Genomic DNA, 13,287 nt, shown 5'->3' with positions numbered 1-13,287 from the left:
CGTCGATTTTTTTAAAGAAACGGAGGTTCATGTGCTAGAAAGGCTGCAACGCCGATTAGGGCTGCAAACTATACCCGGGGTGTTTTTTACCTCGGCCGGGGTGGCTGCGTTGTTTGTTGCTCTGGCGATCCCGTTTGACCAGGCTGTTGCCGAGTATTTTGGCCTGCTTACGGGTTGGGTGGCGCGAAACCTGGGCTGGTTCTATATTCTAGCGGTTACCTCCCTATTGGTTTTCCTACTTGGTTTGGCGGTAAGCCGCTACGGCAATATTCGCTTGGGAGCCGATGACAGTCGGCCTGACTACTCCAACTTGACTTGGTTTACCATGCTATTTGCCGCCGGCATTGGCACCATTCTGATGTTTTGGGGCGTGGCAGAACCGGTTTCGCACTTTGCCAGTCCGCCTTTTGATGGCGTGAAGCCGGGGTCGGAGCAAGCCGCCAGTGATGCCATGACCGTCTCGCTCTATCACTTCGGATTGCATACCTGGACGATATTTGCACTGCCGGGGCTGGCGATCGGTTACTTTGCTTATCGGCACAATCTTCCCATGCGTATTAGCAGCCTGTTTTACCCGATCCTTGGGAAGCGGGCGTTCGGGCCTTGGGGCTGGGCGGTTGATGTGGTGGCGGTGCTCGGCACCCTGTTTGGTGTGGCGACTTCGCTTGGGCTAGGCGCCCTCCAGCTGAACAGTGGCCTGAACTATCTGTTTGGTTTGCCCTCGTTGGGCCCGGTTCAGGTGGTGCTTATCACCATTATTACCGGTATCGCCGCTACCTCTGTGGCTCTCGGGCTAGATAAGGGGGTGCGTCGGCTATCCCAGCTGAACATTGTGCTGGCCATGGCATTGCTCGCGTTCGTGCTAGCTGTTGGCCCAACCGTGTTTATTGCCGAGGGAATGGTCCAGAGCGTGGGTGATTATTTCGACGCCTTGCCCTGGCTGGCGTTCTGGACGCAAACGTTCAGTGAAACCGACTGGCAGCGACAGTGGACGTTATTCTACTGGGCTTGGACCATTTCCTGGGCGCCCTACGTCGGGATCTTCATCGCCCGGATTTCCCGGGGGCGGACCATCCGCGAGTTTGTCGCCGGGGTTCTGTTTGCGCCTACGGCCTTCACGCTGGTGTGGTTCGGCATCTTCGGCTTATCCGCCATCCAGGCCGAGATGAATAGCCAGGCTGCATTAGCTGAACAGGTGCAACAAGACCCCTCGGTGGCTATTTTCGCCTTCCTCGACACCTTCCCGCTTGCGAACGTGGCATCGGCCCTGAGTGTGGTCATCATCGTCATATTCTTCACCACATCGTCTGACTCCGCCTCTCTTGTGATCGATATGTTGACCCGGCGGGATGATCAACCTTCCCTGGTGCGCCAACGTATTTTTTGGGCGGCGGCACAGGGTATTATTGCCGCTACCCTGTTGCTGGCCGGCGGCCTGGATGCATTACAGAATGTCATTACGTCCTTGGGCCTGCCCTTCTGTATTCTTCTGATTTTCATGGCGGTTGCCCTTTTTAGAGCATTGCGTGCGGATTATCGAGGCTACAATGTAAATGAGCTTGTTCAAGGACGGGCCTTCCCGGAAGTGGAGGCCAACGCCGAAACTAAACAGGAGAACGAGTATGTATCGGAAGCTGCTGATCGCCATTGATCCGGATGATGACGGCGAGGGCAAGCGTGCCCTGGAGGCCGCTATGGATCTGCTCGACGAGAACGGTGAACTTCACCTTGCCAGTGCCTACAGCCCCGGCGGAGGCGGATTCTTTCCGCACGTAACAGAAGAAGCGCCTGAAGAAAAAGAAGCCGAGGTTCGGGAGATACTGGATCTTTTAGTGAGAAAATATCTGCCTTTGAACCGCAGCGCGAATCTGCATGTGGTGGCTGGGAACGCTGGCCAAAAGCTAGTGGGGCTTGCGGGTCAGTTTTGCGCTGACCTTATACTATTGGTATCCCGTGGCAGTAGCGGACACTGGCCCTTGCGCCGGGCGACCGTGGAGTATGTCTCGGTCAATGCCCCGTGTCCGGTGCTCGTATTGCCATCACTGAAAAAGTCTGGGCAGGAGGAAGAAGATAGCTAAAGCTCCGGCGCGTTTCGTTGTGAGGGCGTGGTCTTAAACGCAGGTGATAATGCCTGCGGGTCTTGAATCGCTTTTTGTGCATTTGCGGCGTCAGCCCACCAGCGTAGTTGGTCTAGCGTGCGACCGAAATAGCTTTCCCAGCGCGGCGCGTCTTGCTGGAAGTGTCCCGCTTCATCAAGCGCATTTTGCGCCCTAGGTACGTGTACCATCGCTGAAACGGGTAAACACCCAAGCTCTGAAAGAAAGGTGCGCATTGAAACGCTAGCTCTGGCGCCACCCCATTGACCCATGGAGTAGGTCACAATCGCGCTCGGCTTGAATGCAAATAGCGAACTGCCAAAGTGGTTGAGCAAATGGCTTAATGCAGGGCTCATTGAGTGGTTGTATTCAGGGCTCACCATGACATAACCGTCAGCCTCAGCGATTTTACCGGCCAGCACCGACAAGTCCTCCGGTGCGTTTGTACTTGAATAAGCAAAGTGCGGTTTAAACGGATCATTCAGCGCGAGATCGAGTGGGTCGATAATTTCCGCCGTCACATTTTCGTGGACATTCAAAAGGGTGGTGCAGGCGCGCGCTACTCGTTCGCCCAAGCGGGCGGGTGAGGGGGGCGTGGTGGTGCGCGTGGATCCCAAAAAAACCAAAAAGTGTGCCATCAGAGCTGCTCCTATACCGCAGGTTTAAAACGTTACGATGCTGCCGGAAAGTGATGCCGCGTTTTATTGGCGATACGCACCAAGGCGAGCATTAAAGGCACTTCAACCAGCACGCCCACAACGGTCGCGAGGGCAGCGCCGGACTGCATACCAAACAGGGCGATAGCCGCGGCAACGGCAAGCTCGAAGAAGTTGCTAGCGCCAATCATCGCGCCCGGTGCGGCAACGTTATGCGGCACTTTCCATGCTTTGGCCCAACCGTAAGCGATAAAAAAGATCAAGAAGGTTTGTAAAATCAGCGGAATCGCAATCAGTACAATGTGCAGCGGATTTTGCAAAATGACTTCGCCTTGAAAAGCAAACAGCAGAATCAGCGTGACGATTAGCCCCATTGGGGTAATCGGCCCGACACGCTTCATAAAAACATTGTCGTACCATTCTATGCCGTGCTTTTTGATCAACGTTTGTCGGGTGAGATAGCCAGCCGCCAGAGGGATGACGATATACAGCACAACGGAGAGAGTGACGGTATCCCAGGGAACGTGAATGTTGGAAACCCCGAGTAAGAACACCACGATGGGGGCAAAGGCTACCAGCATAATAAGGTCGTTAAGCGACACTTGAACCAGGGTGTAAGCGGCGTCACCACGGGTGAGGTAACTCCACACAAACACCATCGCGGTGCAAGGCGCCGCGCCCAGCAAGATCGCCCCTGCCAGGTATTGATTTGCCAAGTCTGGGGCAATGAAGGGTTGGAACAGCACGGTTAAGAAAAACCAGGCAATGGCGAACATGGTAAAGGGCTTGATCAGCCAGTTAACCGCTGTCGTGATAATCAGCCCCTTAGGCTGGCGACGAACCCCTAGAACCGACGTGAAGTCGATTTGCGCCATCATCGGAAAAATCATCGCCCAGATGAGTATCGCGACGGGAATAGACACTTGAGCGTATTCAAAGCGCGAGAGTGTCTCTGGTATGGCGGGCGCAAACTGGCCTAAGGCAATGCCTACGATAATCGCTAATGCGACCCAGAGAGAAAGAAAGCGCTCAAAAAGCCCCATGCCTTCAGCTGTGCTGGGCTCGTCGTTGGTTTGTTTTGATGTCATGAGATCCCCTTGTCGGCATCGCGTAAAAATTCCCAACCACTATATACGATATGTCGTATGTGAGTAAGGCGTTGCAACATTGTCGTCACGATTGCCGCGTATGTTAGCTATTACACATTAAAGATAAGAGTTTTTAACTATGCCAAAACGTCGAGTGCTGTTCTTGTGCAATGCTAATTCTGCCCGCTCGCTCATGGGGGAGGTGCTACTCCGCCATATGGCAGGTGACACGTTCGAAACGTTTAGTGCGGGTGCCGAGCCGGATGAACCGAGTATATATACGCTCCAAGCCCTGCAAAAGCAGGGGCTATCGACGTCAGGACTGGAAAGTAAGTCCCTAGAACGTTTTGAGGGAGAGCATTTCGATTTTGTGATCGTGCTGTGTGATAAGGACAAGCAGGCTTGCTATGAGTGGAAAGGTGAAGCGACGGAAACTTTTTATTGGGACATTCGTGACCCTCGCTTGATCGCTAAATCGGATGCATACGAGCAAGCATTGCAAGAAATACGCCGACGATTACAGCTATGGCTGCCACTACATACGTCTTGATTCATGCCTGGGGCACGATTTTACTTTGCTAAGGAAATATCGTCGAGATGAAAATCATCGATAATTTAAGCATTAAGGCGAGCTGGACATTGGTGCTGATTGCATTTAGCGGCTTAATTTTATTAATTGGCGCGCTGGGGACTTTTGCCAATCATTTTGGCCGTGATGCGTTCAGTACCATTAATCATCGGGATATGGCGCAAGTGCGCGAGCTAAACGATGCTTACAACCGGCTGATGCGTGCGCGTATTCAGATGAACCGTGCGGCAGAGCTTATTCGCACGCCCTCATTTGATCGCCCAGCGCCGTTAATGAAAGAAGCTGAAACGCTGCTTCAAGACGCTAAAGCGTCGTTTGAACATTTTCAAAACAACCAAATGACAGAAAGTCAGCAAACGCTGGCAGAGCAACTATCGCGCGATTTTCAATCGTTGGTTAATAATAACTTGAACTTGCAAATGATGATGCTCGAAGAGCGCGACGTGCGCGGCTTTTTATCCGGTGAGTCCCGAGTGGACAATAGCAGTCGCCAATTTGTTGAAAGTGCTGATGCATTTTTTGACAGTGTTCAGCGCAACGGCAAAGAGCTACAGGCCCGTTTCGAGCAAGTGTCCGCGTGGCTCTTTCAAGGCGTGCTAGCCGCTTTGCTTATTTCCGCGTTGATGGTGGCGATTGTCGTGTGGGGTGTGCGCAAAAATGTGATTAAGCCGCTCAAACAAATGACGGAGCACTTTAAACGCATTGCCAGTGGTGACCTTTCCGCGCCAGTGAGCGTTAAAGGACGTAATGAAATTGGTGCGCTTTTCCGTGAGTTGGACAATATGCAAGGGTCGCTAGCGACCACGGTGAAGCGCTTAAGTCATAGTAGCGAACGTGTTTACAGCAGCAGCCATGATATGACGGCGCACAACAATACGCTCTCGTCACACACAGATGAGCAAATGAGTGCGCTACAGCAAATGGCGTCCAGTCTTGAGCAGTTAACCGCGACGGTGACGCAAAACGTGGCGAGTGCTGAGCACGTTAATCGATCAACAGCTGAAACCGCAGCAAAAGCCCAGGCGGGCGAGCGGGTGATTTCTCAGTTTGTCGATACGATGGCCTCTATTAACCAAGATTCTGAAGCGATTCAGAGTATTATTGACGTTATTGATGGCATTGCTTTTCAGACCAACATTCTTGCGCTGAACGCTTCTGTTGAAGCCGCGCGGGCTGGCGAGCACGGGCGTGGATTTGCGGTAGTTGCTAATGAAGTGAGGAGTTTGGCGTCACGCAGTGCCAGTGCGGCTAGCGATATTCGTCATCGTCTTCAGGCTTCGCGGGAAAGTGTGCTGCAAGGGAATCGACTCTCAAAGGAAGCGGGAGAGCATACGCACGCGATTATTACGGCGGCGGAGGGAGTCAATCAGTCAATGGGTCAGATGACACAAGCCTACGAAGAGCAACGTCGAGGTATCGAAGAAGTGAATATCGCTGTGTCGCAAATTGAGGGCACGACGCAAGAAACAATGCAGATTGTGCAGCGCGCTTCTGACTGTGCGGACACTCTCGCCGGAGAAGCCGAAGATATGCGTGAATATGCACACCAGTTCACGCTGCAAAAGGCATCCGGGACATCTTTGGAGCAGGAGAACGGGACTCCATTAGCAAGCGTACCTTCACCTGAGGAGCGAACAAAAGACTGTGAAGCCTATTGGTCGCAGTGGCTATCAGTGGAAGATACCCCGAAGGACGTCCATAAACGTCGTGCTGGGGAGCAGGGGATAACTGCCTAGCGGGAACGCGGTTTTCCAGGCCTGCTCGCACCGGGCAGTCCACATCTTCAAGCAATGTTCTGAGCACCTGGCACTAATGCCAGGTGCTCATCTGACGTTTAATCGATGAGCTCTACGGCGACCGCCGTGGCTTCACCGCCGCCAATGCAAAGACTGGCGATACCGCGCTTGCCGCCTTTAGTGCGTAGCGCGTGAATCAGCGTTGCGATGATACGTGAGCCGGTGGAACCGATAGGGTGACCTTGCGCGCAAGCGCCGCCGTAAACGTTGACCTTATCATGCGGCAGACCCAAGTCATCCATTGCCATGAGCGTAACGACCGCGAAGGCTTCGTTAATTTCAAACAAATCGACATCGCTGACGTCCCAGTTAACTTTTTTCAGTAACTTCTCGATAGCGCCAACGGGGGCGATGGTAAATTCGCTAGGGTGGCGTGAATGCGTGCTATGCCCGAGCATGCGCGCTAACGGTTTGATCCCGTGTTTATCAGCGGCCGCTTGGCTGGAGAGAATCAACGCTGAGGCGCCGTCTGAAATAGAGCTTGAGTTAGCAGCGGTGATTGTGCCGTCTTTGGCGAAGGCTGGGCGTAGCTCGCGGATCTTATCCAGTCTGGCTTGGAAGGGCTGTTCATCGTGCTCGACCAGAGTGTCGCCTTTTCGGCTGGAAACCGTAACGGGCGCCATTTCCGCATTGAGATGGCCCGCATTGGTGGCTTCCATGGCTCGTTCAAGCGAGGCGATAGCAAAATCATCCAAGCGCTCGCGGGTGTAGCCTCGCTCAGACGCGACATCTTGCGCGAAAACTCCCATCAGTTTGCCGGTTTCTGCATCTTCAAGGCCGTCTAGGAACATGTGATCTTTAAGTTCGCCGTGGCCAAGACGGTAGCCTCCGCGCGCTTTCGTGAGCAAGTGAGGGGCGTTGGACATGGATTCCATACCGCCAGCAAGCAAAATCTCCCCGCTGCCCGCCTTGATAATGTCGTGGACAAGCATGGTCGCTTTCATTCCCGAGCCACATAGCTTATTGATCGTGGTGGCACCGTTAGCGTCGGGAATACTCGCCTGACGCATAGCTTGTCGCGCTGGGCCTTGTTTGACGCCAGCGGGGAGAACGCAGCCCATAATGCCTTCTTCGATATCAGCGCCTTTAAGGCCTGAGCGCTCAATAGCCGCCCTAATCGCCACGGCGGCTAACTCTGGCGCTGTTACGCTCGAAAGGCTACCCATCATGCCGCCCATTGGTGTGCGTGCTGCTGATAGAAAAACAACGTCGTTGTGACTCATGGTTTATCTCCAAATGTTGGCGTTATTGTGGTCGTAAAGGGTTCGTTGCGTTGACCCGTTGCGTGTGCTGTGGTTCTCTCCTGAGTAACCAAGCAAGCGCTAGTGTAAGAGATATGAATGTAATGAATGCATCACCTCGTCGCAAGGAACTAACGCGTCTCGCCGCGCAGCTTTTTGTCCAAGAAGGCTTCGACAAGACGACAGTACGCATGCTCGCCCAGGAAATGGGGATTAAATCGGGCAGCCTATTTCATCATTTTAAAGATAAGCAAGAGATATTGGCGGCTGTCATTGAAGAAGGGACGCATAATGCCCTAAGAATTGCTCGCCGTGCGTTAGAGTATAGCCCTACTGATCCTGAAGCGCGCCTAAGAACCATGGCGAGAGCGCATTTGGAAACGCTCTTTACCGATCGTAACGCCCATGTCGTGGCGTTATTCGAATGGCGCCGACTAGATGATGAAGCGAAAGCGCATTTAAGCCACCTTCGTGATGCTTATGAAGCTCTTTGGGTTGAGGTGATTGACGCTGCGTTAGAAGCAGGGTTAATTCATGGGGATCGTTTTCTGGTCTCCCGCTTTGTGTTAGGTGCCCTCAACTGGACGGTACGCTGGTACGACCCGGCTGGACCAAGAACACCGGACGATCTCGCTGATGAGCTGGTTGGGATGATCATTCCTGCAAAACGGTAGGGTGGTCTTTGACTATTGTCTAGTCATCTTGCCATGGGTAAGGCTTGCTCTCTGTTAGGAATGGTTTTAGCGTTGGCGCATGACAAAGTTTCCGTTAACGTAAACGGATAAATATCCGCACGCGCCAAGTCAGGCCTAATAACCACAATCACGTGTTGTTAGCGCATCAGCGATACGCCTGCATGGCGATACAGCTCACAACCACAACACAAGAGAGCGATCATGACTGCGACATCACTACCCGATTATCGTGAGTATCTTGAAAATTTCTCTGTCGATAGCGTTATTGCGCGCTTAGATGACCACCAAGATGGCCATTTTAATGCGTATGAAGCCAGTTGCGGCCGCCACATCCGTGAAGGGCGCGGTGATGTGCTAGCCCTTGTTCAGGAAGATACACAAGGTAATACGCATAAGTTGACGTATGCGGAACTTGAGCAAGCCAGCGCTAAGCTTGCTGGCTGGTTTCAATCTCAAGGCCTGGGTGTCGGGGATCGGATTGCCTGTATGTTGCCGCGCACGCCAGCGCTATTAGTGGCGGTGGTGGCTACGTGGCGTATCGGCGCGGTTTATCAGCCGTTATTTACCGCCTTTGGCCCTGATTCTGTAGATTACCGCCTGGGACGGGCTGATACCAAGTTGGTGATCACCGATCACGCTAACCGGTATAAATTTGATGGTTTAACCCAGTGCCCCCCCGTATTGGCTGTTGGTGGTGCGACGAGTGAGCATGCTGATGATTTGGAGTGGGAGGCAGCCACGTCGCATGCACCTTCCACCGAGAAGCCTCCGCGTCTAACGCCAGATCAGCCGTTTTTGCAGATGTTCACCTCCGGCACGGTGGGTAAACCCAAAGGCGTTGCGGTACCGCTAGCCGGTATGCCAGCGTTCGCTATTTATATGGAATTAGCCATTGACCTGCGGGAAGATGACCGTTTCTGGAACATGGCGGATCCGGGTTGGGCGTATGGCCTTTACTATGCCATTGCAGGGCCACTGCTATTAGGCGCTACCACCCATTTTTGTGAAGCTGGTTTTAGCGCCGAAGGGGCACTCGCTTTCATGAAGCGCCATCGTATTACCAATTTTGCGGCGGCCCCGACGGCTTATCGTTTGATGAAAGCGTCTGGTCTGTTTGACGATGCGCATCAAACGTTAGAGCTTCGAGCGGCCAGTTCAGCGGGTGAGCCGCTCAATACAGAGGTCGTGACCTGGGTAGAAAAATCGCTTGGCTGTCCGGTGATGGATCACTATGGCCAAACCGAAACCGGCATGACGTGTAACAACCATCACGCGTTGGATCATCCGAAGCATGTGGGCGCCATGGGCGTGCCGATGCCAGGGTACCGCTTGGCGATTCTGGACGCTGAATATAATGAAATGCCCGCAGGTGAGCCGGGGGTGCTTGCCGTTGATATCAAAAACTCGCCCGCCCACTTTTTTCAAGGATATACCTGGCAAGAAAAACATCCGTTTGCAGAAGGGTATTATTTGACTGGGGACGTGGTGATTCGTAACGAAGATGGTTCGTTCCAGTTTGCTGGTCGAGACGACGATATCATTACAACGGCGGGCTATCGCGTTGGGCCGACCGATGTCGAAAACAGTGTGATGACGCACCCAGCGGTCGCTGAATCTGCAGCGGTAGGGCAGCCCGATGAGATTCGTGGCGAAGTGATCAAGTCTTACATCGTGCTGCGAGAAGGGTTTGAAGCTAACGATGACCTTGCCGATGAAATTCGCCAACAGGTACGCGAGCGCCTTTCTACCCATGCGTTCCCTCGTGTGATTGAGTTTGTCGAGGAGCTGCCAAAAACGCCGAGCGGCAAAATTCAGCGTTTTAAGTTGCGTGCTGAAGCCGCTGAGAAAGTTGATTCAAACGATTAAGATGGTTTTAAGAGGAAACAACGATGGACGTTAAGGGTAATACGTTTTTGATCACTGGCGCTGCCTCCGGGTTAGGAGCGGCGACAGCTGAACGGTTAATAGCAGGCGGGGGAAATGTCGTCCTCTGTGATATGCAAGAGGGTGTTAAAGCCCAAGCTGAATCGCTCGGTGCGTCGGCAGCAGCGCGTGTGGGGGATATTACCTCCGAAGCGGATATGCAGAACGCCATAGCGCAGGCGGTTGAGCAAAGCGGTGGGCGAGGGCTGGCAGGTGTGATTCACTGCGCTGGGGTGGTCAGCGTCGGTAAGCTCGTCGACCGGGAAGGTAATCCCGCTAGCCTTGAAGCCTACAGTAAAACGGTCAATATCAACTTGATTGGCACGTTCAATATTATGCGCTTAGCGTCCGCAGCGATGGCGAAAAATACGCCAAGCGACGATGGAGAGCGTGGCGTACTCATTAATACGGCGTCTATTGCGGCGTTTGATGGCCAAGTTGGTCAGTGTGCTTACAGCGCTTCTAAAGCGGGTGTTGTCGGTATGAGTCTTCCGGCTGCGCGAGAGTTATCGCGTCATGGTATCCGCGTTATGGCGATTGCGCCTGGCGTTTTTGAAACGCCCATGATGAGTGAAATTCCCGATGAGGCAGCGCAAGCTCTGGCGGCCGCTGTCCCCTTCCCGAAACGCCTAGGAAAGCCCGTTGAGTTTGCCAAAATGGCAGAGCAGATCATTACCAACGTCATGCTTAATGGTGATGTCGTTCGTTTGGATGGCGGTATCCGAATGCAGTAATGCTGGGATAGCTTGCGCCTAGCCACATATATTGATGCATCGCTCTATGACCGGGGGTTGGTTTTCATGCCAGCCTCCGGTTTTTTGACTAAAGTCGATCTAAATGACACCAGCAAATATCAAACACTGGCTTGACTCTCTTTCCTAAGGCGGTTAGCTTTCAAACATACGTTTGAAAGTTGCACTGAGCACTTTCACTATTTGTCAGGAGAAGTGTCATGCCTACCTACCAAGCACCGCTACGTGATTTCCGTTTTGTTATGGATGAGATGTTGGATTATCCATCTCACTATGCACGTTTGCCCTCAGGTGACGATGCATCCCCGGATGTGGTTAGCGCCATCCTTGAGGAAGGTGCACGTTTTTCGCGTGATGTATTGCTGCCGTTAAACCAGTCCGGCGATCGAGAGGGGTGTTTGCTGGAAGGTGGCGAAGTCAAAGCACCCAGTGGGTTTAAAGAGGCGTATCAGGAGTATGTCGAAGGGGGGTGGCCTAGTCTTGCCGCTGAGCCTGAGCATGGTGGGCAAGGGCTTCCTCACTCACTTTCCATGGTGCTGTCTGAGATGATCTGCGCGACCAACTTGGCGTGGGGCATGTACCCAGGGCTTTCCCATGGCGCGGCAGATGCACTGAGGCACCACGGTACAGATGAGCAAAAAGCAACATACTTGACCAAGCTTGTTGAGGGCGTTTGGACCGGCACCATGTGCTTAACCGAGGCGCACTGTGGCACCGACCTTGGGTTGATTAAAACGCGTGCAGTGCCGAGCGAGGGCGATGCCTATACCGTTACCGGGACCAAGATATTTATATCCGCCGGTGAGCACAACTTGGCAGAAAATATTATCCACTTGGTGCTGGCAAAACTGCCCGATGCGCCGGAAGGTTCTAAAGGGATCTCACTTTTTGTGGTGCCGAAGTTTTTGCCGGATGCCGAGGGAAATCCTGTTGAGCGCAACGGTGTCACCTGTGGCTCCCTTGAACACAAGATGGGGATTCACGGTAACGCTACCTGCGTGATGAATTTTGACGGCGCAACTGGTTATTTAGTGGGGCCGCCCAATAAAGGCTTAGCGTGTATGTTCACGATGATGAACGCTGCCCGCTTAGGTGTTGGTATCCAAGGCCTTGGTGTCATTGAGGCGAGCTTTCAAAACTCGCTCAGCTATGTACGAGACCGTTTGCAGATGCGGGGGCTGTCGGGTAAACAGGCTCCTGAGAAGCCGGCTGACCCGATCATTGTTCATCCCGATGTGCGCCGCATGCTGCTGACGCAAAAGGCCTTCGCGGAAGGAGGGCGTATGCTGGTGCTGTACACCGCTCAAATGCTTGATGTTGTGGAGCATGGCCAACCCGGTGAAGAGCAGGAGCGTGCGGAAACGCTGCTGGGTCTTTTGACGCCCATCGTCAAAGCCTTCCTAACAGAAGTGGGTTTTGAAAGTGCTAATGAAGGGGTGCAAATCTACGGCGGCCATGGCTTTATCCAAGAGTGGGGCATGGAGCAGCTAGTGCGCGATGCGCGTATTACACGCCTCTACGAAGGTACGACTGGCATTCAAGCTCTTGACCTCCTAGGTCGTAAAGTGCTGATGAGTCAGGGGGAGACGCTAAAAGTTTTCACCAAAGAGATTCATCAGTTCTGTAAAGCTGAAGCGAACAACCCGACTCTTAAAGAATTTGTTGAGCCGCTGGCTAAGCTTAACGCTGAGTGGGGTGAACTCACGATGGGCGTGGGCATGAAGGCAATGCAGGATCGTGAAGAAGTGGGCGCAGCAAGCGTTGACTACCTGATGTACTCCGGCTATGTCACGCTGGCTTATCTGTTTGCCCGCGCCGCTAAACAGGCGTCTGATTCTCTGGAAGGTGACGATAAAGCTTTCTATGCCGCCAAACTCAATACGGCACGTTTTTACTACCAGCGGCTGTTGCCACGCACAAAAGCGCACGCGCAAATGATTCAGTCAGGCGCAGGAAGTCTAATGGCGACTTCAAGCGATGATTTGGGCCTTGGCTTCGAAATTTGATTAGTGGCTAGCGCGGCATTGGACCGCTACCGAGCACTCTCTGGTCAGGCATTCTGATCGGTGGTTTGCGGCAGAAAGGCAACTTTCTGCCGCTTTTTTTGTAATCTCTTCTTCTTTTTCTTGCCAACCCGCCATTGAACCCGTAGAGTACGCATCCGCTGCCGGGGACGCACAGCGTTACCAGCGGTGATTGAGGTGTAAAAACCTTGGTTTGTCAGAAGGTTAGGGGTTTGATTGATTTGTTAGTTTGTATCAATCGCTCGACTGTTTCCTTCACGCGTTTATCGCCATCTTAGCGAAAAGCGAGTTGACAAACACCACGGAATGCGTAGAATACGCCTTCCTCGCTGAGGCAAGCCATTCAGGTTATCGAATGACTTCCTTCAACGACATGCTCTTTAATAATGTGATCAGGTAATTCATGTGGGCGCTTGCCGATGAGGGT

At 53.1% G+C, this 13,287-nt stretch carries 11 protein-coding genes; 8 read left to right on the top strand and 3 right to left on the bottom strand.

Translation table 11 applies throughout. The features are described 5' to 3' along the window. The first annotated feature begins 31 nt into the window (after positions 1-31). Together M8006_RS09825 and M8006_RS09820 are read left to right on the top strand one after the other, a co-directional pair. A complete protein-coding gene (locus M8006_RS09825) occupies positions 32-1,651 on the top strand; it encodes a BCCT family transporter (RefSeq protein ID WP_250081692.1) in 1,620 nt (539 codons plus the stop codon). Next, positions 1,623-2,078: a universal stress protein gene (locus M8006_RS09820; RefSeq protein WP_250081690.1), complete on the top strand. Its 456-nt coding sequence runs from the start codon at positions 1,623-1,625 to the stop codon at positions 2,076-2,078. Before M8006_RS09825 ends, M8006_RS09820 begins: the two co-directional genes overlap by 29 nt. On the opposite strand, the gene M8006_RS09815 is transcribed toward M8006_RS09820, so the two are convergent. Further along, on the bottom strand, positions 2,075-2,734 hold the full coding sequence (locus M8006_RS09815; protein WP_250081687.1) for an NADPH-dependent FMN reductase: 660 nt from the start codon (positions 2,732-2,734) through the stop codon (positions 2,075-2,077). The two genes, M8006_RS09820 and M8006_RS09815, sit on opposite strands and share 4 nt — an antisense overlap. Before the next feature lie 32 nt (positions 2,735-2,766). Next, positions 2,767-3,840 (bottom strand): ACR3 family arsenite efflux transporter, encoded by a 1,074-nt coding sequence (gene arsB / locus M8006_RS09810; protein ID WP_250081686.1) that lies wholly within the window; start codon positions 3,838-3,840, stop codon positions 2,767-2,769. A gap of 139 nt (positions 3,841-3,979) precedes the next feature. Between arsB and M8006_RS09805 the strand changes: the two genes are divergently transcribed. Further along, positions 3,980-4,390 (top strand): arsenate reductase ArsC, encoded by a 411-nt coding sequence (locus M8006_RS09805; RefSeq protein ID WP_250081685.1) that lies wholly within the window; start codon positions 3,980-3,982, stop codon positions 4,388-4,390. A 47-nt stretch (positions 4,391-4,437) separates the two neighbouring features. Next, on the top strand, positions 4,438-6,165 hold the full coding sequence (locus M8006_RS09800) for a methyl-accepting chemotaxis protein (protein ID WP_250081682.1): 1,728 nt from the start codon (positions 4,438-4,440) through the stop codon (positions 6,163-6,165). A gap of 98 nt (positions 6,166-6,263) precedes the next feature. Here M8006_RS09800 and M8006_RS09795 read toward each other — a convergent pair whose 3' ends face one another. Then, positions 6,264-7,448 carry an acetyl-CoA C-acyltransferase gene (locus tag M8006_RS09795; RefSeq protein WP_250081680.1) on the bottom strand — a complete coding sequence of 395 codons (1,185 nt, stop codon included), beginning with the start codon at positions 7,446-7,448 and terminating at the stop codon, positions 6,264-6,266. A gap of 122 nt (positions 7,449-7,570) precedes the next feature. Between M8006_RS09795 and M8006_RS09790 the strand changes: the two genes are divergently transcribed. The 4 genes from M8006_RS09790 to M8006_RS09775 all read left to right on the top strand — a co-directional run bounded on the left by M8006_RS09790 (position 7,571) and on the right by M8006_RS09775 (position 12,842). Then, a complete protein-coding gene (locus M8006_RS09790; protein ID WP_250081678.1) occupies positions 7,571-8,140 on the top strand; it encodes a TetR/AcrR family transcriptional regulator in 570 nt (189 codons plus the stop codon). 222 nt (positions 8,141-8,362) lie between these two features. Continuing rightward, complete coding sequence (locus M8006_RS09785; protein ID WP_250081676.1) at positions 8,363-10,027, top strand: AMP-binding protein; 1,665 nt, start codon at positions 8,363-8,365, stop codon at positions 10,025-10,027. Positions 10,028-10,050: 23 nt separating this feature from the next. After that, a complete protein-coding gene (locus M8006_RS09780; protein WP_250081674.1) occupies positions 10,051-10,818 on the top strand; it encodes an SDR family NAD(P)-dependent oxidoreductase in 768 nt (255 codons plus the stop codon). Between the two features lie 218 nt (positions 10,819-11,036). Beyond that, positions 11,037-12,842, top strand: a complete 1,806-nt coding sequence (locus M8006_RS09775) for an acyl-CoA dehydrogenase C-terminal domain-containing protein (protein WP_250081672.1) — start codon at positions 11,037-11,039, stop codon at positions 12,840-12,842. The last annotated feature ends 445 nt before the right edge of the window (positions 12,843-13,287 follow it).

The organism is Halomonas llamarensis (genome assembly GCF_023555005.1).
GTDB lineage: Bacteria > Pseudomonadota > Gammaproteobacteria > Pseudomonadales > Halomonadaceae > Vreelandella > Vreelandella llamarensis.
Note: the sequence above shows the minus strand (reverse complement) of the source record. Positions and strands in the feature narration are given on the sequence as shown.